The organism is Microbacterium sp. USTB-Y (assembly GCF_023703415.1).
Classification (GTDB): Bacteria; Actinomycetota; Actinomycetes; order Actinomycetales; family Microbacteriaceae; genus Microbacterium.
On the sequence record NZ_JAGMTU010000005.1, the window covers coordinates 210,236 to 234,761 of the forward strand.

At 70.9% G+C, this 24,526-nt stretch carries 18 protein-coding genes, 1 tRNA gene and 1 other RNA gene; 8 read left to right on the top strand and 12 right to left on the bottom strand.

Annotation, left to right across the window (positions count from 1 at the left end; translation table 11 throughout):
- Positions 1-111 precede the first annotated feature (111 nt).
- From J8G10_RS13810 to J8G10_RS13840, 7 genes are all read right to left on the bottom strand, one after another.
- Positions 112-768, bottom strand: a complete 657-nt coding sequence (locus tag J8G10_RS13810) for a hypothetical protein (protein ID WP_251445945.1) — start codon at positions 766-768, stop codon at positions 112-114.
- A gap of 91 nt (positions 769-859) precedes the next feature.
- Positions 860-1,393, bottom strand: coding sequence for a hypothetical protein (locus J8G10_RS13815; protein WP_251445949.1), 534 nt, complete (start codon positions 1,391-1,393; stop codon positions 860-862).
- Positions 1,394-1,742: 349 nt separating this feature from the next.
- Positions 1,743-2,705: an AfsA-related hotdog domain-containing protein gene (locus J8G10_RS13820; RefSeq protein ID WP_251445953.1), complete on the bottom strand. Its 963-nt coding sequence runs from the start codon at positions 2,703-2,705 to the stop codon at positions 1,743-1,745.
- A gap of 5 nt (positions 2,706-2,710) precedes the next feature.
- Positions 2,711-4,033: an FAD-dependent oxidoreductase gene (locus tag J8G10_RS13825; RefSeq protein ID WP_251445956.1), complete on the bottom strand. Its 1,323-nt coding sequence runs from the start codon at positions 4,031-4,033 to the stop codon at positions 2,711-2,713.
- Positions 4,034-4,056: 23 nt separating this feature from the next.
- Complete coding sequence (locus J8G10_RS13830; protein WP_251445961.1) at positions 4,057-4,887, bottom strand: hypothetical protein; 831 nt, start codon at positions 4,885-4,887, stop codon at positions 4,057-4,059.
- Between the two features lie 60 nt (positions 4,888-4,947).
- Positions 4,948-5,538: a TetR/AcrR family transcriptional regulator gene (locus tag J8G10_RS13835; RefSeq protein ID WP_251445965.1), complete on the bottom strand. Its 591-nt coding sequence runs from the start codon at positions 5,536-5,538 to the stop codon at positions 4,948-4,950.
- 154 nt (positions 5,539-5,692) lie between these two features.
- Positions 5,693-5,780, bottom strand: a tRNA-Ser gene (locus J8G10_RS13840).
- A 115-nt stretch (positions 5,781-5,895) separates the two neighbouring features.
- Here J8G10_RS13840 and J8G10_RS13845 point away from each other — a divergent pair.
- On the top strand, positions 5,896-7,293 hold the full coding sequence (locus J8G10_RS13845; protein ID WP_251445968.1) for an LssY C-terminal domain-containing protein: 1,398 nt from the start codon (positions 5,896-5,898) through the stop codon (positions 7,291-7,293).
- Between the two features lie 31 nt (positions 7,294-7,324).
- On the opposite strand, the gene J8G10_RS13850 is transcribed toward J8G10_RS13845, so the two are convergent.
- A complete protein-coding gene (locus J8G10_RS13850) occupies positions 7,325-7,780 on the bottom strand; it encodes an Lrp/AsnC family transcriptional regulator (protein WP_251445973.1) in 456 nt (151 codons plus the stop codon).
- 225 nt (positions 7,781-8,005) lie between these two features.
- Between J8G10_RS13850 and J8G10_RS13855 the strand changes: the two genes are divergently transcribed.
- From J8G10_RS13855 to J8G10_RS13865, 3 genes are all read left to right on the top strand, one after another.
- The gene (locus J8G10_RS13855) at positions 8,006-10,336 is read left to right on the top strand and encodes a pyruvate dehydrogenase (RefSeq protein WP_251445976.1); all 2,331 of its coding nucleotides are present in this window, start codon (positions 8,006-8,008) and stop codon (positions 10,334-10,336) included.
- 65 nt (positions 10,337-10,401) lie between these two features.
- Complete coding sequence (locus J8G10_RS13860) at positions 10,402-11,298, top strand: rhodanese-related sulfurtransferase (RefSeq protein ID WP_251445979.1); 897 nt, start codon at positions 10,402-10,404, stop codon at positions 11,296-11,298.
- Between the two features lie 98 nt (positions 11,299-11,396).
- Positions 11,397-12,065, top strand: a complete 669-nt coding sequence (locus J8G10_RS13865; RefSeq protein WP_251445982.1) for a DedA family protein — start codon at positions 11,397-11,399, stop codon at positions 12,063-12,065.
- Positions 12,066-12,152: 87 nt separating this feature from the next.
- Here the strand turns inward: J8G10_RS13865 and J8G10_RS13870 are convergent, their stop codons facing one another.
- The 4 genes from J8G10_RS13870 to J8G10_RS13885 are packed head-to-tail and all read right to left on the bottom strand — an operon-like array spanning position 12,153 to position 19,839.
- A complete protein-coding gene (locus J8G10_RS13870) occupies positions 12,153-15,089 on the bottom strand; it encodes a DEAD/DEAH box helicase family protein (RefSeq protein WP_251445985.1) in 2,937 nt (978 codons plus the stop codon).
- A 59-nt stretch (positions 15,090-15,148) separates the two neighbouring features.
- Positions 15,149-17,479: a DUF3488 and transglutaminase-like domain-containing protein gene (locus J8G10_RS13875; protein ID WP_251445988.1), complete on the bottom strand. Its 2,331-nt coding sequence runs from the start codon at positions 17,477-17,479 to the stop codon at positions 15,149-15,151.
- The gene (locus tag J8G10_RS13880; protein ID WP_251445991.1) at positions 17,469-18,755 is read right to left on the bottom strand and encodes a DUF58 domain-containing protein; all 1,287 of its coding nucleotides are present in this window, start codon (positions 18,753-18,755) and stop codon (positions 17,469-17,471) included. Before J8G10_RS13880 ends, J8G10_RS13875 begins: the two co-directional genes overlap by 11 nt.
- Before the next feature lie 55 nt (positions 18,756-18,810).
- Positions 18,811-19,839 carry a MoxR family ATPase gene (locus J8G10_RS13885; RefSeq protein WP_251445994.1) on the bottom strand — a complete coding sequence of 343 codons (1,029 nt, stop codon included), beginning with the start codon at positions 19,837-19,839 and terminating at the stop codon, positions 18,811-18,813.
- 125 nt (positions 19,840-19,964) lie between these two features.
- Between J8G10_RS13885 and ffs the strand changes: the two genes are divergently transcribed.
- The 4 genes from ffs to J8G10_RS13905 all read left to right on the top strand — a co-directional run bounded on the left by ffs (position 19,965) and on the right by J8G10_RS13905 (position 24,328).
- An RNA gene (ffs, locus tag J8G10_RS13890) (signal recognition particle sRNA small type) lies at positions 19,965-20,061 on the top strand.
- Positions 20,062-20,161: 100 nt separating this feature from the next.
- Positions 20,162-20,860, top strand: coding sequence for a hypothetical protein (locus J8G10_RS13895; RefSeq protein ID WP_251445997.1), 699 nt, complete (start codon positions 20,162-20,164; stop codon positions 20,858-20,860).
- 196 nt (positions 20,861-21,056) lie between these two features.
- Positions 21,057-21,794: a beta-phosphoglucomutase family hydrolase gene (locus tag J8G10_RS13900; RefSeq protein ID WP_251446000.1), complete on the top strand. Its 738-nt coding sequence runs from the start codon at positions 21,057-21,059 to the stop codon at positions 21,792-21,794.
- Between the two features lie 29 nt (positions 21,795-21,823).
- Positions 21,824-24,328, top strand: a complete 2,505-nt coding sequence (locus J8G10_RS13905) for a glycoside hydrolase family 65 protein (protein WP_251446003.1) — start codon at positions 21,824-21,826, stop codon at positions 24,326-24,328.
- The last annotated feature ends 198 nt before the right edge of the window (positions 24,329-24,526 follow it).

Genomic DNA, 24,526 nt, shown 5'->3' on the forward strand with positions numbered 1-24,526 from the left:
CATCGGGCACGGCGGTCGGAGCGGTCATCCGGGTTCCGGCTCCTCCCACGTCGGATCTCGCCCGTCGGCGGGGACGCAGGGACCGAAGATGTCAGACGATGGTGCCGGGTATCACTCCCACACGGTGATCACGACGACCGCTTTGGTTTCGTCATACGTGCTCACCTGGATCGTGGCGTAACGATCAGAGGCCAGCCGTATGCAGGTCACCGGCTCCTGCAGAGTGTGAGGATCCAGGGCGGACGATTTGCTCCATCCTGTGGTAGCCGCGCAGGTCGCGTACGTCGCCACTCCGGAATCGAGGACTCGCGTGGATACTCCGCTGCCGAGGTCCAGGGATTTGCCGTCGTACGTGAGCGAGTCCTGCCACACGTAGCCATCGGCGCGGAGGTTCGGCAGCGTCGAGTTGAGGTCGATCGTGTCGCCCTGCTTGGCCAGCGTGATCGTCGCCGTCGCTCGAATGTTGTGTACGTCCTCCGCGGAGACCGTATAGGGCAGAGCAGCCCGGAGCTCAGTGTTCTCCTTCGTGAGAGCGTCGATTCTCTCCTGCCGCGATTCCAGCTTGGCGTTGGCTGACTCCAGCTGTTGATGCAGGTCGTCGATCGTCTGGTCGCGCTTAGCGATGACACCGTCACGATCGGAGACGTCGTCAATCAGCGGTAGCACTCCCGTCAGAACGGTTCCTCCGATTCCGATCACTGCGGCAACGAGGGTGATCACGGCTGTGCGCCAGTTCACGAGAGAGATGCGGTAGTCACGTCGATCCATGTGCTGATCCTTGGTTTAGGGAGCGATGCTCCGATGCCAGTCGCAGGTGTTTGCGTGCTGCGGTGCGCTCGAGCGCCTCGCGCTACTTTCGTCACTCGAGGGCGAGTGGGATGCTGCCCCGCTGCGCTTCGAGCACGACGAGCAGCGCCTCTTGCTCGCTCTCGGTCCGAATCAGCGATCGGACGAGCGGGACAAGGGCTGCATGCAGGAGCTCCTGGTGTGCTTCGGGCGCTGGACAGATGAGAACACCTGCGATCTGGAGTGCGCGACGGAGCTGCGCCGACCCGCGAGAAGCCCGGCCTTCCTGGTCCCGCCATGCTCGTATGACTGCGCCATGAATCGCAGCGTGCTCCTCTGCATCGAAGCTCGCCCCGTGCCGAGAGCGGAAGAACAGGCTCAGGCCTTTCCCGATCCTCGATGGTTCTGAACTCTCAATCGTCGAGGCGATGCCCGCGAGCAATCCGCACCAGAGGTGGCTTCCGGCGACACCGGACCAGTACTTGTTGTCGCCGGCGTTCCCGCTGATGGTGCCGAGTGCTTCGATGACGAACTCGCTGTGCATGCACAGCGCAACTTTCACCCTGGTTCGCTCTTCGGCTTGCGAGTTACCGACGAGCCAGCTCATGAGTCGTGCCGCAACGAGATCGGACGCGGCTGGGCCCGAGGCCCGGCAGCGCGCATTGAGCGTCTTGAGGCTCGTTTGCAGAGCTCTCTCGGCTCCGGCGTATCCCTGGGAACTGGCCTGCCGAAGCCTATCCCGACGACCCTCCACCACCGCTTGCTGGCGACCGACGATGGCGAGCCGCTTCGCCCAGGCGGCTTCGCGCTTTGCAACCCATGCTGCACGTCCCCGTTTCCCCTGGGCTCCTTTTCTTTCCGCTAGTTCGAGGAGGCCGACCCATTTGTGAAGCGTCCCTTTACAGTCATGACACTGGCAGTCGTGGTGCCGAGCGTGTTCGCAACGGTCGTCGTCCCTAGAGGTGTGCATCGAGGTTCCCCCCTTCGCGGTCCTTCGTGTCGACCTGGATGCGCACGGCTCCGGTTTCTCGTCGCTCCTGTATGAAAAGCACCTCATATGTCGAAGTGCTTTTCGAGCGACCACGGAGTGCGACGGGGGCGTCGACCTCTGCGAAGCGCCGGAAAGCTGCGCTCACGCCGGTCACCCGGTTTCTCGGAACATCCGTATCCCAGGTCATGAGCTGCAGGCCCGCATCGACGAGGGCCATCGCCGGGATGTGGTCGTAGTCGTGGTCGAGGATGTTGCAGTTGTCCGGCTTCAGTGACAGAAGTGCGTCAACATGATCAGGTCCTCGGTGCGCATCGGCGAGCAGCACGTTCGCGGCTCGCTCTCTTCCCACCCGAGCGGGATCGACGCGCTCGGCGTCGGGAATGACGAGCTCGCTTGTCAGGGCGGGGGCACCCTGTCGCATTCGTGATCTGAGAGCCTGGAACAATTTCGGCGTGGCGAGGACCACCGGGATGGAAGCGGAGCCCAGCCGGTTCCCGTCCAGGAACAGTGTCATCTGCGGCGTTGCGCTCCTGGTGCGGCCCCCGGTTCGGATGACATCCACGGCCCGCACGTAGATGACGAGCTTGCCCGGGCTTCGGCCGATCTGGAGCAATTCATGATCATTGATCGTGAGGCGCAGAGACGAGACCATGTTGATCGTGTCACGCGGGCTCCCAAACTGGGTGTAGCCACCATAGGTCCCTGCTTGCCGACAACATTCGAGGATGAGCAGGACATCATAGAACTTCGCAGCCAGATGGTCGGTGAAATATGCATGGCCGAGCGGTAGCTGCGCGCCCACAATCCATTCATCGTCGCTGACGGGATGGAAATCGGTCAGGAACACCTCGGCCACGGATCGCCGATTTACGAGAACGCGGTCAAGGGTTCTCGTAAAGGTGAACGTATCGGCGGGAGCGATGTCCATGCTGCTCATTCGGGTTCCGCCATCGTTGCCGCAAGAGTGGTCGTCGCTCGTTCGGCCGAGACGAAACATGCCTCGATCGACGCTCCGGCTACGTAGTCGCCGGCGAAGGCGAGGCCTCGAACGGTCCGACTGGTTGCGGTAAGTGCTCGGGTGAGGGCGCCGTGGTCTGGGCCGTATGAGCAGAGACCGTTCGACCAGACCTCCGACACCGTGTGGAGGGCACGAGCATGGGAGATCGGGAACACAGCGTCGAGTTCGCGTTCGCCCACGGCGAGGAGCGTCTCCGCGCTCGCCTTGGATCGGAGGAGCGGTCGTGCCGCGCGTCCGCTGAAGGTGTAGCGGATGGTGCGGAGGTCGTTCTTCCCGTAGGCGCCGGCGTTGCTGATGCGATGCCCCTCGGGAAAGACGAGTGCTCGACCGACGCTGCCGAAGATGTCGCGGTCGTACTTGACGATCACCACTCCCACGGGATGATAAGGCACGGTGCTCAGGGCCTGGGCGGTGCGTGGATCAAGCGACCGCACGAGGTCAGCCGCAATCGCCGCTGGAACCGCGAGCACCACAATGTCGGATTCGAGCATGGCGTTCCCGCAGTCTTGCCTGGACACGATCACGCCCTTGATGTGTCCCCCGTCGACCACGAGTTCCATCGCGCGCGTGTTCGTGTGGACGATCGTTCGACGTGTGAACTCATCGAGGACCGGCTCGAACCCGTCGGTCAACTGGTCGAAGTCGTCAAGGACGAGCGCCAGATTGGTGCCCAGGTTTCCCAGGTAGGCCTCATTCGGCTCAGCGCCATTCATTCTGACCGTCATCGGTCTGATGAGTTCCGCGAGGACTGCTCGGCCGAACACCTCGGACAGCGATCGATCGCGGGTACGCGTCATGCGCGCGAACGCAGGTCCGTCCAGGTAGCGGTTGGCGTCATCAGATGTGATCGAGCGGGCGTATCGTACGAGGCGGATCGTGTCGCTGGGGCGGGCCCGGGCGAGGATGCTCAGTGTCGCCCTTCCGCGCCGGGTGCCCTCGAGGGGGGCGACCCTGCCATTGCGGATCCGGGAGGTGCTGATTCCGAAATGCTCCCAGCCGCCTCCGCCATGAGCGGCCGCGAACGATCGGAACCGAGAGTACTTCTTGCCGATGTTCTTCCCGCCGAGCGTGACGATGCGGTCACCGAGCATCTGCCCCTTCGAGCGCCCACCGAGGCGATCGCCTTCATCCACGATCTCCGCATGCACTCCCGCTTGACGCAGGTGCGCTGCTGCCGCGATCCCCGACCACCCCCCTCCGATGACGATTGCCGTCTTCCCCTTCAGCGTGCTTCTCATCAACCCCCCAAGTTGTTCAAGCGCTAGCGATCGTGTGGTGTCTGCCTGATCCAGGTCGCGATGTCCTTGCCGAGTCCTGGGACATCACGAGCCCATGTGAAATGGCTTCCGGGACGGGAAGTCCCGCGGTCGGCTCGGTAAGTGATCGATGATGCGTTGATCTGCGGCGTCTTCCCGAGCAATCTCCGTGTCGCGTCCACCGGCGCGAGCCGATCAGCAGTGATGTGGATCGTCAGAGTTCGTCCACGAAACGCCCGCAGAGATTCCTCATAGTCGAAGGTGGCGTGGGACGAACGGTAGAACCCGGTCCGCACATTCGCTGCCCAATCGTGCATCAACGGCGCCGACTGCACTCCGCCGAAGCGCAGCACGTCCCCGGGCCATCTGCCCCACAGGCGCGCGACCAGCGAGATCGTCTGGGAACCTGCGAGGTAGATCCACCGTCGCGGACGACGGAACGATCGATAGTAGGCGGTACCGCTCGCGACGAGAACGAATGGCGTGTCCGGGAAGTACCTGCTCGCAGATACAAGGCCGAGCTGACCGCCAAGGCTGTGCCCGATGCACGCGATGGTCGCGTATGGAGCTTCCCGTTGCAGCTCGTCGTATGCCTCGGGGATTCGCTCTTCGATGAACTCCGCATACCCCGTGATTCGGGGTGATCTGCTGGCGTCGGTGCTGTGACTTTCGCAGGGGAGCACGGCGACCAGCATCCCCTCAGCTCGCAAGCTGCCCAGGAGCTTGTCGTAGTAGCCCGCCGGAACTCCCATAGCGCCCAGGACCAGAACGGCGAACGGCCGATCCTCCGCAGTGAACCGAGAGGGTTCGGCGGAGAATCGATCAGTTACGTTCACATACGAAACGTAACTGATCGATTGCGCGCTGACAAGGGTGCGTTTCTGCGATACGCGGGTTCAGCCCGCCGCGGGAAGCTGGAGTTCCACCAACGCGGCGCGCACGGTTCCCGTGACGACCGAGTCGTCGATCGGGCCCATGTGCGGAAATGTCGCGCGCATCATCAGTGGCCCCGAGAGCAGGTCGCATACCCAGTCCAGGTCTGATGCGTCTGCGGCCTCGCCGCGAGCTATGCCGCGAACAATCGCCTCCTGTGTCGCCGCGCGGCGGGGCCCGAAGAACCCCGACACGAAGGTCTCGGTCAGCTCCTCATCGGTGAGCAAAGAGTCCAGAAAGCCAAGAAGGCACCTTCGCACGAGGGGGTTGTTGAAAACACGTGCTTGCTCCCGCTGAATTGCGAGCAAGTCTCCCTGCAGTGTTCCGGTGTCCACCCGCGGCGTCTCCCCGAACTTCCTGAACAGCATCGCGAGCAGTAGTGCAGGCACTCCGGTGAAGCGCCGGTAGAAGGCAGGGCGGGAAGTTCCGGCTCGGCTCACTATCCCGTCTATGGTCAGCTTCGCATAGCCGCCCTCGAGGAGGATCGCTTCCGTCGCGTCCAGGATCCGGTGTTCAAGAGTCTCATCGCGGGGGCGGCCGATGATCTGCGTCATGAGACGGAGTGTAACGAGACGGCCCGAGAGCTCCGCCGAGCTCCCGGAAAGCCATGGCGAACAGAGGGCGGCCGGGGGCGGGCGAGGCGCGTCCGGCTCATGACGAAGGCCCCGCCTCCCCAGCGGCTTTCTTGGGGAGTCGGGGCCTTCGATCTGGCGGTGACGGCGGGATTCGAACCCGCGGTTGCTTGCACAACACACGCTTTCCAAGCGTGCTCCTTCGGCCGCTCGGACACGTCACCAGGAGGACAACCTGATCAGTCTATCCGATCCGCGGGTGTGATCCGGACCAGGGCGGAGCGCCCCGGAGAGCGGGCGCCCGTGCCAGGATGAGGACGACCGCGAAGGAGAACGACGGTGACCGGCACCGACTCGCAGCACGCCGACGGGGAGCATCCGTCGAGACGGCGCTGGGCCCTGCAGATGCAGCAGCCGCTGCCGTCGTCCACGGTCTTCGACCGGTTCGCCTTCCTCGTCGGCACCGCCTCGGCCGTCTGGCTCGCGGTGATCATCTCGCTGCAGACGTTCCGCTACGCATGGTCGGTGCTGCTGTTCGTCCCGGTGTGGGCGATCATGGCCTACCTCGTGCTCCCGCGCCTGCACCGGATGCTGAGCGATCTCTACGTGCCGGACTACTTCTTCGGGCGCACCCGCACCGCCGACGGGCTGCTCGGGGATCCCGTGAACCTCGGCGTGGACGGCACCGCGGCCCAGCTCGACGACGTGATGACCCGGGCGGGCTGGCACCGGGCCGACGAGATCACCGCCGCGTCGACGTGGGGAATCATCGTCTCGACGCTCACCCGGAGGAGCTACCCGACCGCGCCCGTCTCGCCGCTGATGCTCTTCGGGCGACGCCATGACGTGGCCTACCAGCAAGAGGTCGCGGGCAACCCCAAGCAGCGCCATCACGTGCGCTTCTGGCACTGCCCGCCCGGGTGGCTCCTACCGGGCGGGGCGAAGACCGACTGGCTCGGTGCGGGAACCTACGACACCGATGTGGGGCTGAGCCTCTTCACGCTCCAGGTGACCCACCGCATCGACGAGAACACCGACATCGAGCGCGATTTCGTGGTGCAGAGCGCGCGCGATGCCGACCCTGCTGTGCGGGTGCGCGAGCTGCACGACTTCACCACCGGCTACCACTCCCGCAACGGCGGCGGAGACCGGTTCATCACCGACGGCGACCTGCCCATCCTCGACGTCACCCGTGTGGTCGTCCCGGAGGACGCCGATCCGGCCGCCGCTCCCGGCGGCTCCCGGTCCGCCGTCCTTCCGGGGGAGGGGCACGGCGAGTCGCTGCGCACCACGGCCGAGCGCTCGATCCGGCGCGCCCCGCTGTCGACCTTCTTCGCGGTGGGCGTCGTGGTGCTCGGGGCGCTGCTCGACCTCGGCGGCCTCGTCATCGGGATGGCGACGGATGCCGACATCCGCCGGCTCCTGGCCGACGGCCCGGCCGACCAGGCGACGGTGCTGCTCGTGGTGATCGGGTTCGGAGCGGTCGTCTCGATCGCTCAGCTGCTCATGGCCTGGTCGGTGCTGCGCCGGGGCAGGCGTTCCCGGGCGGTGCTCATGGTCCTGCTCGCGATCGGCGTGCTGTCGACCGCCATCGACTATCTCGACGGCCGCACGGCGCTCGGGTTCAACGGCACGCTGCTGGCGGCCTGCCTGCAGTGCCTCGCCCTGCTCGCGCTGTCGAGCGAATCCGCCGGGGCATGGGCGCGGCGGCGGTCGACGGCCCACCGGAAGACGTGACGCGCGCCGCGCACCCGGGGTCCTCCGGCGCTCAGAGCAGCTGGGCCACGCGATAGGGGACCATCTCGCGCATCACGAGGCCGGTGCTCGTGCGCTTGACCCCGTCGACGTCGAGGATCCGTCCGGCGATGCGGTACAGGTCGTCGGTGTCGCGGGCGGCGACCCGGATGAGCAGATCGGAGACGCCGGACAGGCCGAGCACCTCGATCACCTCGGGGATGCCGGCGAGCTCCACGCCCACGCTGTCGAGCTTGCGCTGGGTGACCCGCGTGAGGATGTAGGCGCCGAGTGGGTAGCCGAGGAAGGCCGGGTCGACCCGGCGCTCCAGCGAGCGCAGCACCCCGTCGCGCTCGTAGCGGTCCAGGCGCGATCGCACCGTGTTGCGGGCGAGCCCGGTCGCCTCGGCCAGAGCGACGATCGTGGCCGCGGGGGAGCGGATCAGCTGGCGCAGGAGGGTGGCATCGGTGCGGTCGGCGCGAGGAGTCATCCTGATCACGTCCCATCTTGGAAGTGCGTCGATTTTGATTGATCTGATCAACGGCGGATCGATCTATTGTCAGGGTGATGCGACGCTGGTGCAATGAGGCGACAATCTGCGTCTGAACAGATGCCTCGCCCCGGTCCGTGACGGATGGGCCGGCGCGAGACCCCACAAGGGCCGGCATCGACGGTGCGGCGAGGACGCCGCGCACCCGTCCCGAGGAGGATCCCGATGACCCCGCCCACCGCGACCGCGCCCGCCGTAGCGACCGACGACCGGCTCGCCGCCCTGACCCGCATCGAGCAGCGCGTGCTGTGGCTCGCGACCTCGATGGTGCACCACGCGAACCGCGTGCGCCCCAACCCCTCGGGGCTCAAGGTGGGCGGCCACCAGGCTTCGAGCGCCTCGATCGCGACCATCATGACCGAGCTGTGGTTCGAGCAGCTCCGTCCTGAGGACCGCGTCTCGGTGAAGCCGCACGCCTCGCCCGTTCTGCACGCCATCAACTACCTCCTCGGCGACCTCGAGGAGCGGCACATGACGGCCCTCCGCCAGTTCGGGGGCGTGCAGAGCTACCCGAGCCGTACGAAGGATCCCGATGTCGTCGACTACTCGACGGGATCGGTCGGGATCGGCGCCACGGCACCGATCTGGGGCGCGATCGCCCGCCGCTACGCCTCCTCGCTGTCGGGGGAGTCCCCGCAGGGCCGGCAGTACTCGCTGGTGGGAGATGCGGAGCTCGACGAGGGTGCGGTCTGGGAGGCGCTGCTGGATCCGCACGTGCACGACCTCGGCGAGATCGTCTGGATCGTCGACCTCAACCGGCAGTCCCTGGATCGGGTGGTGCCGGACATGGCCGCCGGCAAGCTCGAGCGCATGTTCGCGGCGGTCGGCTGGCAGGTGATCACCGTCGCCTTCGGGCGGCTCCTCGACGAGATCTTCTCCCGCGAGGGCGGCGGGGTGCTGCGCAGCCGGATCCTCGACATGCCCAATCCGGAGTACCAGCGACTGCTGCGCTGCCCCGTCGACGAGCTGCGCCGGCGCCTGCCGGGCACGGGGCCCGATGCGGCCGCGATCGGTGCGCTGCTGGCCGGGATCGGAGACGACGAGCTGCGTGCGGCGATCCGCAACCTCGGTGGCCACGATCTGGAGGCGCTGCGCGAGGCGTTCGCGCGGATCGACGACACGAGGCCGACCGTGATCATCGCCTACACGATCAAGGGCAACGGCCTGCCGACCGAGGGGCACCCGCAGAACCACTCCTCGCTGCTGACCGCGGCCCAGTACGCCGAGCTCGCAGAGCGACTGGGGGAGGATCCGGCGGAGCCGTGGCGGCGCTTCGCGGCGGGCTCCGCGGAGGGCGCCCTCTGCGCGCAGACCGCCGAGCGTCTCCGCCGACCCGCCGTGCCGGCGGCCGCGGAGCACCCGGTGCCCGTCGACTTCGGCCGCACGCCGGCGGGGGCCGGCACCACCCAGGCCGCCCTCGGGCGCGTCCTGCTCGATCTCACCCGGTCCGCGCCCCAGGTGGCGCGCCGCGTCGTCACCGCGAGCCCGGACGTCAGCTCCAGCACCAATCTCGCCGGGTGGCTCAACAAGGTCGGGGTGTGGTCGACCGACGACCGGCCCGACTGGTTCGACGACGACGGCGAGACGATCATGCACTGGCGCGAGCGTCCGACCGGGCAGCACATCGAGCTCGGCATCGCGGAGGTGAACCTGGTCAGCCTCATCGGCGAGCTGGGCGCGACATGGAGCCGCTGGGGGCAGCCGCTCTACCCGATCGGCGTGCTCTACGACCCGTTCGTGGAGCGCGCCCTGGAGCCCTGGTCGTACGGGATCTACGCGGGCGGGCAGTCCATCCTGGTGGGCACGCCGTCGGGGGTGAGCCTCGCCGGCGAGGGCGGCGCGCACCAGTCCATCAAGACGCCGTCGATCGGCCTGGAGCAGCCGGGATGCACGAGCTACGAGCCCGCCTTCGTGCAGGACGTGGAATGGACGCTCCTCGCCGCCATGGCGCAGATGGGGCGTCCGGGCGGGCGGTCGGCCTATCTCCGCCTGTCGACCAAGCCCGTCGATCAGTCGCTCGCGGCGATCCCCGCCGACCCGGCGGCCCGGGAGCGCCGGCGGCGCCAGGTCGTCGCGGGCGGCTTCCGGCTGCGCTCGGCCGAGGCGCCGCGCGTGACGATCGCCGTCATGGGGGCGATGGTGCCGGAGGCATGCGCCGCGGCGGAGCGGCTCGAGGCCCAGGGGTGCGCCGCCGACGTCGTGTGCGTCACGAGCCCCGGCCTGCTCTTCGAGGCGCTGCGCGCCCGCGACGGGGACGGCGACGCCGACAGCTGGATCCTCGAGCAGATCCTGCCGGCGGAGCGCGCCGTTCCGCTCGTGACCGTGCTGGACGGGCACCCGCACGCGCTCGCCTTCCTCGCCGGAGTACGCGGGGTGCCGGCGCGGCATCTGGGCGTCAGCCGGTTCGGGCAGGCAGGCGATCTGGACGACGTGTACCGGTATCACGGCATCGACGTCGACAGCATCGTCCGCGCCGCCCTCGACCTCGCGGACTGAACCCCGTCGCCCTCGGCACCCTCGGCCCCGCCGCGGGCGCCGAGGCGCGCGCCTAGAATCTCCTGGTGCCCACCCCGAAGATCGTGCTGTTCTACGCCTTCGCGCCTCTCGCCGACCCGGAGGCGCTCCGCCTCTGGCAGCGTGACCTGTGTGCGGCGCTGCACCTGCGCGGCAGGATCCTGATCTCGCCGCACGGCATCAACGGCACGCTCGGCGGCGACCTCCCCGCGGTGAAGACCTGGCTGCGCTCCTTCCGCTCCTACGCCCCCTTCCGCGATGCCGACGTGAAGTGGAGCGAGGGCACCGCGGTCGACGCCGACGGGTACAGCGCGGACTTCCCGAAGCTCAGCGTCAAGGTGCGCGACGAGATCGTCTCGTTCGGCGCACCCGGCGAGCTGCGCGTCGACGAGCACGGGGTCGTCGGCGGCGGCGCACGGCTCAGCCCGGATGCACTGCATGACCTCGTCGCCGAACGCGGCGACGAGGTGGTGTTCTTCGACGGGCGCAACGCCCTCGAGGCGGGGATCGGCCGGTTCCGCGGAGCCGTCGTGCCGGATGCGGAGACCACGCGCGATTTCGTGGGGCTGCTGGACTCCGGCGCCTACGACGACCTCAAGGGACGCCCGGTCGTGACCTACTGCACCGGAGGGATCCGCTGCGAGGTGCTGTCGAGCCTGATGACGGCGCGCGGCTTCGGAGAGGTGTATCAGCTGGAGGGCGGGATCGTCCGCTACGGCGAGCGGTTCGGTGACGACGGGCTGTGGGACGGCTCGCTGTACGTGTTCGACGGACGCGGATCCGTGGACTTCTCCGACCACGCCGCCGTGATCGGCGTGTGCGCCGGCTGCGGGGCCGCCACGAACCGCACGGCGAACTGCCCGGATCCGTCGTGCCGCCGGCAGGACGTGGTCTGCGCGGACTGCGTCGCCGTGCCGTGCAGGGAGCACGCGGCCGCGGTCTGATCCGGGATCCGGCCCGGTACCGCGGTCCCGGTGAACAGTTCGGAACATCACTCCCGGGGATGACGACGGCGCCGGATCCGCGCCGTAGCGTGGTGCGCATGGACCTGCTGAACGCCTGGCTGCTGCACGCCGCAGGACAGCTCTGGCTGTTCCCGGTGCTGCTGGTGTTCTTCTTCGTCGACGGCTTCGCGACGATCCTGCCGAGCGAGACCGCGCTCGTCGCGCTGTCGGCGCTCTCGCTGCAGAGCGGGCAGCCGAACCTGATCGTGCTCGGGCTCGTGGCGCTGGTGGGTGCGGTCGCCGGGGACAACATGGCGTACCTGCTCGGCCGCACGATCGGCACCGAGCGCTGGCGCTGGATGCGCCGGCCGCGCGTGCAGAAGATGTTCGAGTGGGCGCGATTCGAGCTCGACAAGCGCGGAGCGGCGCTCATCTTCACCGCCCGCTACATCCCCTGGGGGCGGGTCGCGGTGAATTACGTCGCGGGCCAGACCCGGTTTCCGCACCGGCGGTTCTTCCTGTTCGACCTGTTCGCCTGCATCACCTGGGTCGCCTATGCGATCGTCATCGGCCTCGTCGCCGGCCAGTGGGTGCACGACAACCCGCTGTTGGGCGTCGGCATTGCCGTGGTGTTCGCCGTCGTCGTCGGCTTCCTGATCGACCATGTCCTGCGCTGGTGGCACCGTCGTCGCGGGGACGCGGAGCCGGTCCCGCCCGCACGACATGACGGGGAGGCGGTCATCGCCGAGGTGCGCGACGCGTCCTGACCGAGATCCCGGGCACGGGCTTTCCTCCCGCCTCGCGGCGCCGATCGGCGGCTTCGGCGCGGGCGGCTCCGATCGGCGGGGCCGCGCTCAGCCCCAGAGCGTCGTGCGCGGCTCGGCGGAGTCGAGCACGCGCGGCGTGCGCCGTGCCACGGCGAGCAGCGCGAGTCCGCGGGATCCCTCGAGCTCGATGAGCTGCCCCGCCCCGACCTGCTCCCGCCAGTGCCGGGCGAAGGTCTCGGCGTCGGTGCGGCGGCGGGCGATCATCCGGGGCACCGCGAGGAGCGTGGCCCGGCGCAGATCCCGCGCCTGAAGGGAGGCGATCATCGCGACGAGGGAGGCCGAGCGGCCGACGTCGGCCCGATCGGTGCGCAGCAGGAAGCGGGGCGACACCGGCGGGGCGAAGAGCTCCTCGACCGCTTCGGCGACGAGACGCCGACCGGATCCGGCGAGCTCGATCCGCATCCGGTCACCGTCCGCAGCGACCGTGATCGCCGTCTCATCGATGGGAGGGATCCGCCCGGCATCGGCGAGGGTGCGGCCGACGGCGATCGCCGCTCCCCGGAACATGCCCGCGGGATCCGCCCGGCGGCGGCGCGCGGCGGTCAGTGGCCGGATCGCCCCGCCGAGCACGAGCGCGACCCCGGCGCAGCCGAAGGCCACGAGGGCTCCGACCGGATCGATCGGGACGAGACCCGTGACGGCCGCAGACATCACGGCGCCCACGCCGAGAGCAGACAGGGCGGCCCCGGGGACGGCCGTCGCGAGGATGCGCCCGGTGGGGATCAGCGCCACCGCCGACGAGCGCCGCACCGCGAGCACCTCGCGCTCCTCGGATCGGTACGGCTCGCCGATCCGCCATTGCGTGCGCGTCAGCGACCGCGGCCGGAGGTCGGCGCGCACCTGCTCCTGCAGCGCGCCGATCGAGGCGCGGGGATCCTTCCCGAGCACTCCCGCGAGCAGCTCCCGCGCTCCACGGCCCAGCGCGTTGCCCAAGCCGCGCACGATCCGCCCCTCCGCATCGTCGTCGGCCGAGAGCCCGAGCAGGCGCCCCTGCCGGCGGACGAGCCGGCGGTGCTCGGTCGCGTCGTCGAGCGCGACGTCGGCCGGGATGAGGCAGGTGACCGACCAGTTGTGCGCGACCTTCTCCGTCCACGCGGGATCCAGGCGCAGCGTTCGGCCGCGCAGCTGCGGCGTGCCGGTCGCCGTGGTCACGGTCGTCAGGTCGATGAGCGTGTTCACGGCGGGGCAGTCCCAGCCCTCGCCGAGCAGCCCCCTCGTGCCCACGAGCAGCCGCACGGCGCCCGCCGTGATGAGCGCCGAGACCGCGGCCACGATCCGCCCGGATCCGACTCCCGGAGCATCCAGGTCGCGCCACGGGCCGACGCCGTCCTGCACGCGCACGGCGGATCCCACGTCCTCGGCGATCGCCGCGGCGAACGCCTCGGCGGAGCCCGCCGGCACCCGGATGCGGTCCGCCGTGAGCAGCACCGGGGACAGCGCGGCGGTCACCGGGTCGCTCACGACCAGCTCGTAGACGCGCAGCGCCCCGGCCGCGCGCTCGCCGACGAGACCGCGGCTGTTGCCGTGCTCGACGAAGTCGGTCACGATCGCCGCGCGCACCAGGGCGCCGTCGGATCCGCCGAGCTCGAGACGCAGGATGTCGACGGCGGCGCGATCCTTCGCCTCCGAGAACGCCAGGGTCGTCTCGATCGGATCCCTGCCCCGGCGCAGCCCGCGATCGGTGAGCAGCAGGCCGAAGTCCGCCAGCGCCCTCTTCACGAAGAGCCACTGGGGCCGCGCCGCCGGGTCGGGCAGCAGCCGCGTCAGGGCGAAGCGCGCGAGCACGGTCAGCAGATCGTCGGTCGTGCACCGCTCGAACAGCGCGGGCGGGAGGATCGCGCACAGCGGGTGCCCCGGGGCGAGGGCGCGCAGCACGACCCCGCAGGAGCGGGTGAGCGGGAGATCCTCGGAGAGCGCGCGCTCGAGCGCCTCAGCGGAGGGCGACGGCTGATGCGCGGTCTCCCGGTCCGGTGGCGACGGGTCGGGGGCGGACGGATCGGCCGGCTGCAGCCGCTCTTCGAGATACCGGATCCCGTCGGGCGTGGACAGCACCTGGGCGAGGAGCTCCGTGAGCCGGTCGCCGTGCTGCCGGATGAACGCGGCCTCGGCCGGCACCGGTTCGGTGAACCAGACGTGATCGCGATAGGGGGCGAGGTGGCCCTCCTTCACGACCGCGGGCGTCGGCACCTCGAAGTCCACCTCGCCGAGCAGCTGCGTGTAGTTCTCGTACTCCGGCCCGTCCGCGACGTCCGGCAGCGTTCCGGTGAGGCCGATGACGACTCCGCGTCCGCCGCGCCCGCGGATCGCGCCGACGAGGTAGGCGACGACGAGCGCCCAGTGGTCGAGCAGGTGATGGCACTCGTCCAGCACGACGGTGTCCACGTCCGCGTCGACGATGCGATCGAGCAGGGCGACCGCGTTCGGATGCAGCACCTGGGCGATCGTCTCGGGGCGCTCGCGCGCGAGTCGTCGGCGGAGGCGCACGACCCGGCGGGCGAGGCCCGAGCGGTACTGTCGCGGGTTGTCGACGGCGAGGGCGGCGAGCCAGGTCTCCGCCGAGGCCTGGTCGCGGCCCGCGGTGACGAGTTCCTCCGCCCAGCGGGCGCGGGCGAGGGATTCGAACGGCGACCCGTCGCCCGTGACGCTGACGGCCTGGTACGTGAGCGCGGTCAGCGCGGCGATGCGCAGCGGATCCGTCGAGACGTCCGTCGGGTCCGGCGCGAGCTCGGCGGCCTGGCGCGCCCACTGCTCGCGGATGGTCGTGCTGGGGGCGAGGACGAGAGTGCGCCCGCCCTCGCGCATCGCGAGGAGGAGCCCGAGCAGGGTCTTGCCGGATCCCGGAGGCGCGACGATGTGCAGCGCATCCTCGGATCCGGGGGCGAGACGCTCGAGCACCTGCCGCTGGTAGGTGCGCAGCACGCCCGTGAAGCGCCAGCCGGCGAACGGCGTGCTCGCCTCGGCCATGCTTCCCTCCCCGCCGGCGCCGGATCGCACCGGCTTCGAGCGTAACCGCCTGCGCCGGCTCAGGACGTCGAGGCCGCGAGCAGGCGCGCACCCAGCAGCGACCGCGGCGCGAGCACGGCCGCGACGCGATCTCGACGGGAGACATGCAGGCGCAGCTCGCGCCGGATGGCATCGAGGGGTGCCCGGAGGTCTTCCGCCCGCGATCCGGATCCGGACGGCGCGTAGCTCGCGCGTTCGATCGCGCGCACCAGAGCGGCGACGGCGGCGGGATCGACGCCGCGCTCCCGGACGAGGCGCTCGCCGCGGCGGCGCGGGGACTCCGCGGGCGGGGCGGGCAGACCCAGATCCTGCAGCGTCGCGCGCAGCTCGGCCCACGCCGCGTCCGCGTCGCCCCGGCGCGCCGCGGCACGCCGGCCCGACAGCTGCACGCGGCGGACGAGGGCCGGGATGAGCAGCACCGCGAGCAGTCCCAGGATCGTCCACAGCACCGGAGCCGCGGCGAGGGCGGTCGATGTCGTGCCGCCCGCGCCTCCGGCCTCCGGCACGTCCAGGTTCTTCGGATCCTTCGCGCTGCCGGTCGCGGTGGGGGCGGGGGAGGGAGCCGTCGTCGCGCCGCCGGTCCCGGCACCACCGGCCGTGGCTGCCGCGGTGAACGCCGTCGGCACGCCGCGGGTGGCGGTGGGCTCGAACGGCACCCAGCCGATGCCGGAGAAGTAGACCTCCGGCCAGGAGTGCAGCTGATCGGTCGACACCTCGAACACGACCCGCCCGTCGTCCGACCGCCGATCGGTCGCCGTGCCGGGCAGATACCCCACCACGATCCGCGCCGGCATGCCCAGCGAGCGCGCCATGAGCGCGAACGCGCCCGCGAAGTGCACGCAGTACCCTTCGCGCACGGAGAGGAACGTGGCCACCGCGTCGACGTTGGTGCCGTCGAACCGCTCGTCGACGGGCGTCTGCAGCGAGTACCGGAACCCGGCGCGGAACCAGGTCTGCAGCGCGATCAGGCGGTCGTAGTCGTTGGTCGCGTCGCCGACCACCTGCCGTGCGTCGTCGGCGATGATCGCCGGCATGTCGGCCGGAAGCGCCCGCAGCTCCGCAGGGGCGTCGGATCCCGAGGCCGAGGAGGCGCGGATCTGATCGAGCGTGGGCACGAGCACCGCGGTGTCGGTCGTGTAGTTCTGATCCGCGGCGTCGGCGTTCGCGGCGATGACGGTGCGGTTGTCGGGTGCGGCGTTCCAGCCGCCGTCCTCCCCGCGCACCGTGGTGGCCTGATAGGGGACCGGAAGCCAGGATCCGGAGATCCCGGCCGTGCGGATCGTCGTCTTGTTCTCGTGCACGGCGACGCCGTCGGGCGCCGTGACGTCCCCGAAGCCCTGGGAGAGGGGGACGGTGGCGGGCCGGTCCGGCTGCCAGGTCGAGCCGTCGAAGCGGGTGAGGGTCGCGATGCGCAGGTACGGTGGGGTGCCGTCCTGCGTGATCAGGGTGAGCGCGGTGACGGGAGCGGGACGCCGCAGGTCCTGGCCCAGGTTCAGCGTGGCGCTCAGGGTCGCGCGCCCTCCGCCCGTGCTGATGCCCGAGGCCGACACCGGCAGGAGCGGGGCCACGACGAGGGCGGCGACGACGGCGATCGCGCCGATGACGACGGCGGGCAGGCGGCGGGTGCGCGCCACCGCCGCGGACGGAGGAGATGCCGCGGCCGCGTGCGCCCGCGCCGACATGCCCTCGGGCGTCTGCGGCGCGGGAGCGGCGGATCCGGTCGGCGCGAAGCGGACGCGCAGGAACAGCAGGATCACGACGGCGAGCCCGACGAACCACACCGGATCCAGGCCCTGGTGCACTGCGATCGCGGGCAGCGCGCCGATCACCGTGACCAGCACCACGGCGACCAGCGGGGATCGCAGCGGGACGAGCAGCAGATCGAGCACGATCGCGACGAGCCCGACCAGGGCCGCGATCGACACCGCGATCGCGACGGTCGAAGCCAGGGGCGCGACGCCGCCGCGGATCTCGGCGATCGCCGCGGAGACGAGTGCGTCCACCGCGCGCCACACCTCCGGCGACGGCAGCAGCCATGCCTTGCCCAGCTGCCGGCCCGTGAACACGGTGAGGACCACCGTCCCCGCGATCAGCTGAACCACAGGGACCGCGGGGATCGCGATCCACGCCGGCGCCCGGCGTGCGAGGAGGCGCGTCGCGACCCCCGCGATGATCACCGCGGCGGACGTCGTCGCGGCCCCCGCGCTCCAGCTGCCCGGCTGGAGCACGGCGCTGAGCGGCCACACGGCGGCGAACACCCCCAACGCGACCAGCAGGGCGGCGGCGACCGGACCCGCTTCCGCGCGGGACGGGCGCGGCGGGCCGGCGTAGGCGCTGGCGTCAACGGACATGGGCGGTCTCCGGGGGCGGTCCGGCCTCGTCCTCGCGCCCCGCCGGGGCGGGCCGGCGGTGCTGCGGGTGTCCGGATCCGGCATCCGTGCTCGCGGATCCGGGATCCGCGGCGCCGGCATCCGCCCAGGCCTCGGCGGGGTCGTCGCCCAGCGCGGCCGTCCGCCAGCCCTGGAGGGAGGCGGCGGGAAGCGCGTCCGCGGCGGATGAGGTCGCGAGCAGGATCGGGGTGCCGGCGCCGCCGTGCGGCAGCGAACCGGCGTCGGCGGCGTCGATCGACCCCGTGATCATGACGAGCGGGCCGACGGTGTGGCCCTCGCTCGCCGCGGGGAGTCCGTGGTCGCGCTCGCCGGAGCGCGGCGTGATCCCGGCGAGGCTCACGAGCAGCCCGTCGCGCTCGTCCTCCGCTCCGCGCAGCCGGCCGATCAGCACGCCGGTCGCATCGACGACGTCGACCGCGAATCCCTGATCCACGAGGTGCACCGCGATCGAGGCGCAGGCGGTCACCGCCCGGTCGAAGGCATCGGGATCCGCGCCCGGCCAGCGCGTTCCGGCGCGGTCGAGGACGACGAGAGCATCCGGGCTGGACTCCTGCTCCTCCTGGCGCACCATGAGATCGCCGCGGTGCGCGGTGGCGCGCCAGTGGATGCGTCGCATCGAGTCGCCGGGCACGTACCGGCGCGGCGAGAGGTTGTCGGCGCCCTGCCCGAGGCGGTGCGACGAGGTCTGGGCGGTGCCGCCGGCGCGCCCGGTGCGGTCGGCGAGCCGCGGGAGGGGCAGCACGGCGGGCACGATCGTGATCGGTGTGACGTCGCCCAGCTCGTCGGTGCGGGTGAACATCCCGAACGGGTCGGCGGTGCTCAGGCGCAGCGGTCCGAGCGAGGCGAGTCCGCGCCGCGCTCCCGAGATCGGATAGGTCATCGACATGGTCGTGCCGCCGGGGATCGGCTCCGCGTCCGCGGCGGGGAACGGCCCGGCCGCCTGGCCGTGCACGGCGGCGGGGAGGGCATCGCTCCAGCGCCCGGCGGGCGGGCGCAGCAGGGTGCGCAGCTCGACCCGCATCCGCACCGTGGTGTCGTCGCCGACCGTGAGCAGGTCGGCCGCCACGGCGCGGTTCACCCGCACGCGCCGCCGGGGCGCGAACACGAACAGCGCGGCGAGCACGAGCAGGCCGAACAGCAGCGCCGCGACGTACAACAGCACCGGCGCGGCGAGCACGTTCGCGCCGATCACGAGCAGGATCCCGACCAGGAGCGCGCTCGCCCCCCGTCCGGTCATCCGCCGCCCGGACGGATCCGCCGGACGCCGCTCCCGCCTCGGCCGGGTCATCGTGTCACCGGGGCAGGCCGACCGGAACCGGGATCCGCCGCACGATCGCCTCCAGCGCCGACTCGATGGGCCGGGCGCCGGCCCGGTGCAGTCCGCGGGCCGCGATGAGCCGATGCGCGAAGACGTCCGGCAGCAGCGCCGTGAGGTCGTCCGGGATGACGTAGTCCCGCCCGTCCAGGGCCGCCTGCACCTTCGCGGCGCGCACGAGCTGCAGCGTGGCGCGCGGGCTCGCCCCCAGGTGCAGGTTGGGGTCGGTGCGGGTGGCCTGCGACAGTGCGACGGCGTACTCCTCGAGCGCCGGGGCGACGTGCACGGCCCGCGCCCACGTGATGAGCCCCCGCACATCGGACGCGGCGAGCACCGGCCGGATCGCGTCGAGCGGGTTGGCCGTGTCGCGCTGGCGCAGCATCAGGGTCTCGGCGGCCGCATCGGGATAGCCCATCGAGATGCGCATCATGAAGCGGTCGCGCTGCGCCTCCGGCAGGGCATAGGTGCCCTCCATCTCCAGGGGGTTCTGCGTGGCGACGACGAGGAAGGGATCCGGCAGCGGGCGCGAGTGACCGTCGACCGTCACCTGGTGCTCCTCCATCGCCTCCAGCAGGGCCGACTGCGTCTTGGGGGAGGAGCGGTTGATCTCATCCGCGATCACGATGTGCGCGAACACCGCGCCGGGCTTGAACTCGAACTCCTGGGCGACGGGGTTGTAGACGCTGACCCCGGTGACGTCGCCGGGCAGCAGGTCGGGGGTGAACTGGATCCGGCGCACGGTCGCATCGATGCTCGCGGCGAGGGCGCGGGCGAGCATCGTCTTGCCGACCCCCGGCACGTCCTCCACGAGCAGATGGCCCTCGGCGAGCAGGCACACCAGAGCGCTGCGGACGGCGTCGTCCTTGCCGTCGATCACCGCCGTGATGGAGTCGAGGATCGCGGCGGTCTGCCGGGCGAACCCGGCCGCGTCGATCCCGTCGGCGGATCCGGTGCGCGTCTGCGGGGCCGTGCTCGTGGCGACGTCGGCGGCGTTCGTGGCGTGCATGCGTCCCTCTCACCGGGCGCCGCGGTGCGCCCGCGTCTCGATCGTAACCCGCGCCCGGGACAGGCGGGCCGGGGATCCGATCCGCCGCCCGGTCCGACCCGCCCGCGACCTCGGGTAGACTGGTCGACGGCTCTCCGCGTGGCGGCACCCAGGCCAACTCCCCCAGGGCGGAAACGCAGCAAGGGTAACCGGGCTCTGTCGGGTGCGCGGAGGGTCTTTTCTTTTGCCCGGAACCCGTGCGCCGCCTTTGCCCGCAGCCGGTCGCACCGTCTGCGGCACGCGGGTTCCGCCGCACGCGAGTCCGACGCGCTAGGGTCCGAGCATGGGACACGACGAGCACCGGCCCACCGTCTACTCCGCGGTGCCGAAGAACCTCACCGCGCCGTACGTCATCCCGCCGCTCGAGCACGATCAGAGGGGGCGTCCGCGGACGGTCGGCGCGCCTGAGCCCGCCCCGGCGCGCGCCCGCTCGTGGGCGCCGCTCCTCTTCATCGCGATCGCGGCGCTCATCGCCGTCCCCGCCGCGATCGCGCTCTTCTCGGGACTCGCGGATCAGCCCGCCTCCGACGACGCGGCGCCGCCCGCGGTCGAGACCTCCGCCGCCGTGCCGCCCACGGCGGCGCCGGCTCCGGCCGCGCCGGCCGTCGATCCGGCGTTCCCGGCGCTGGATCCGGCTCAGCTGAAGGCCCTCCTGCAGGACGTCGCCGCGCACGCGGGCGAGCGGCACACCGCGTACGTCGAGATGCAGGTCGGCACGGAGAGCATCCCGCAGAGCCTGCGGGACACGACGGGCCTCGTCGGCTTCGCGGGCGCGGAGCAGCCCGCGCGAACGCTGCAGGATGCGGGGAATCCGGTCGCGCTCACGGCGGATCCGGGGATCCTCGACGCCGCCGTGCGTGGAGACGTGCTGCGGATCCGGTTCACCGTCGTCGGCGCCGCCGACCGCACCACGATCTACAACGGCTCCGGCATCGCCGAGCTGCACGTCGTGGGCGCCGAGAAGGTCGCCTCGTTCTCCTGAGCGCGGCCCCGCCGCCGGGCCCGCGCCCGGCTCGCGATCGACCGGGCGCGGAGCGGGGTCGGACGGCTCGGAAACGGTCGCGAATCGGGCCTTCCCGCACCTTCCGGAGGGCACCGTCGCCCACTACTCTGGACAGGGTGGCACCCAGACGTGCCGATCCGACCGATCCCGCTCTCAGCCACCCGGAGGCCTCGCCGTGCCCGACACCCCCGCAGCGCTTCCCGATCTGCACCGCGCCGCCGCCGTGCTCTTCGATCTGGACGGTGTGCTGACCCCGACCGCCGAGGTGCACATGCGCGCCTGGAAGGCCGTGTTCGACGAGGTCTTCACCCTCTGGGGAATCCAGCCCGCGTACACCGACGACGACTACTTCGCCTACGTCGACGGCAAGAAGCGCTACGACGGCGTCGCGAGCCTGCTGCGCAGCCGCAACGTCGAGATCGCGTGGGGATCCGTGGACGACGACCCCGAGGCCGACACGATCTGCGGCATCGGCAACCGCAAGAACGTCGCCTTCTCCGAGGCGCTGCGCCGCGACGGCATCGCGCCCTATCCCGGATCCCTGGCCCTGCTCGAGGAGCTGCGCGAGGCCGGTGTCCCGCTCGCCGTCGTGTCCAGCTCGAAGAACGCCGAAGAGGTGCTGACCTCGGCGGGCATCCGCGACTTCTTCACGGTCGTCGTCGACGGCGTCGTGGCAGAGCGCGAGCACCTCGCCTCCAAGCCCGCTCCCGACGTGTTCCGGGTGGGCGCCGAGCGCATCGGCGTCGATCCCGCGTCCGCGGTCGCCGTCGAGGACGCCACCAGCGGCGTCGCGTCCGCCGCCGCGGCGGGCTACGGCACGGTGGTCGGCGTCGACCGCGGCGCCGGATCCGACTCCCTCCTCGCCCATGGCGCCACGGTCGTCGTCGACGACCTCTCCCGCTTCCTGTCCTGACCCGCCATCCCTTTCACGGAGAGCACTGCATGATCGACCGCGACCTCTTCCCCGTCGACCCCTGGCGTCTCGTCGAGACGCAGTACCCGCATGCGAACCCCGGCGTCTCGGAGACGCTGCTCGGTCTCGGCAACGGCTACCTGGGCCTGCGCGGCAACCACATCGAGGGGCGCAGCGCGCTCGAGCACGGCACGTTCATCAACGGGCTGCACGAGACCTGGAAGATCCGTCACGCGGAACAGGCCTTCGGCTTCGCCGAGGTCGGCCAGACCATCGTGAACGCCCCCGATGCGAAGGTCATGCGGGTGTACGTCGACGACGAGCCGCTGAGCTTCGACGAGGCCGACGTGCGCGAGTACCGGCGCGAGCTCGACTTCCGCACCGGCATCCTGCAGCGCGAAGTGCTCTGGGAGACGCCGTCCGGCAAGCGCGTGCGGATCCGCGATGAGCGCATCGTGTCGTTCGTCGAGCGTCACCTCGCCGTGCTCCGCCTCGAGGTCACCGTCGAGAACGCCGACGCCCCAGTGACGATCTCCTGCCAGCTGCTGAACCGGCAGGACGGCGAGGACGTCTACGGCGGCGTCCCGTCGATGGCCGTCGGCTCGCCGGGGGAGAAGGCGGGCTTCGACCCGCGCAAGGCGGAGCGGTTCGGCGACCGGGTGCTGCAGCCCGCCGAGTTCTGGCAGGACGGGGAGCGCTCCGCTCTCGCCTACCGGGTCGCGAACTCGGGCATGACCCTCGCCGTCGTCGCCGACCACGTGGTCGAGACCGAGAACGACTACACCGCCCGGCAGCTGGTCGAGCCGGACATCGCCAAGAACGTGTTCCGGGTGCAGGCGAAGGCGGGCGTCCCCACGCGGGTGACGAAGCTCGTCAGCTACCACACGTCGCGCGGTGTGCCCGCGCGCGAGCTCATCGACCGCTGCCGGCGCACGCTCGACCGCGCCGCCGTCGAGGGGGTCGAGGCGCAGTTCGCCAAGCAGGCGGAGTGGCTGACCGCGTTCTGGGAGCGCAGCGACGTGCGCATCGCCGGGCACGACGACCTGCAGCAGGCGACCCGCTGGTGCCTGTTCCAGATCGCGCAGGCGTCCGCGCGCGCGGACGGCGCCGGCGTCTCGGCGAAGGGCGTGTCGGGATCCGGCTACGGCGGGCACTACTTCTGGGACACCGAGGTGTACGTGCTGCCGTTCCTCACCTACACGTCGCCGCAGTTCGCGCGCAACGCGCTGCGCTGCCGGGTCCATATGCTGCCCGCCGCGCGCCGCCGCGCCGGCCAGCTGAACGAGGGCGGGGCGCTGTTCCCGTGGCGCACCATCAACGGCGAGGAGGCCAGCGCGTACTACGCCGCGGGCACCGCGCAGTACCACATCAACGCCGATGTCAGCTATGCGCTCGGCAAGTACGTGCGCGCCACCGGCGACGACGACTTCCTGTACCGCCAGGGCGTGGACATCGCTGTGGAGACCGCGCGGATGTGGGCGACGCTCGGGTTCTGGCGCTCGGCCGAGGGGCTGGACACGTTTCACATCCACGGCGTGACCGGGCCGGACGAGTACACCACCGTCGTCAACGACAACCTGTTCACGAACGTGATGGCGCGCTACAACCTGCGTTTCGCCGCGCGGGTGGTGCGGGAGATGGCCGCCGACGCGCCCGAGGCGTACGACGCCGCCGTGGAGCGGCTCGGCCTCGACCCCTCCGAGGTCGAGCAGTGGGAGCGCGCCGCCGACGCGATGCACATCCCGTTCAGCCCGGCCCTGGGGATCCACCCGCAGGACTCGCTCTTCCTCGAGCGGGAGGTGTGGGATCTGCCGCACACCCCGGCCGAGCAGCGCCCGCTGCTGCTGCACTTCCACCCGCTGGTGATCTATCGGTTCCAGGTGCTGAAGCAGGCCGACGTCGTGCTCGCGCTGTTCCTGCAGGGCAATCACTTCACCGAGGCCGAGAAGCTCGCCGACTTCGAGTACTACGACCCGCTGACCACGGGTGACTCGACGCTGTCGGCCGTGGTGCAGTCGATCCTCGCCGCGGAGGTCGGCTACCAGGATCTCGCGCACGAGTACTTCGAGCACGCGATCTACGTCGACCTGGGCGACCTGCACCGCAACGCCTCCGACGGGGTGCACGTGGCCTCGGCCGGCGGCGTCTGGACGGCGCTCGTGTCCGGCTTCGGCGGCATGCGCGACCACGACGGCGAGCTCAGCTTCGACCCGCGGCTGCCGACGGACTGGCCCGAGCTGTCGTACCCGCTGCAGTGGCGCGGGTCCCAGCTGCAGATCACGCTGACCGCGGACCGGCTGCTCGTCGAGGTGCGCACCGGCGATCCGGTCTCGTTCTCGGTGCGCGGGGCGATGTTCACGGCCTCGACCGAGGCGCCGGCGGCGGTGCCCCTGGCGAATCAGGGGCCGGTGCTCCGCGGGCGGCCCGAGTTCGGTCGTCAGGCGCTGCGCGAGGACGGCACGATCCTCTCGCCGACGGTGCCGACGACATCGGCCATCCCGATCGTCGGGTACGTCGGAGAGTCGGGGGAGTAGCGCCCGGCGCAGGGCCGGCGGGACCGGCGGGGCGCGCACCCCGCGCGGAGATGTGCGCTTCGCGCGGAGATGTGCGCTTCGCTCGGAGATGTGCGCTTCGCTCGGACGGAATCCAGGATCCGGTCCGCGCGAAGCGCACTTCTCCGAAGCTGGGGCACAGGCGGGGCGGATCCGAACGAGCGCCGGGGACCGACCCGG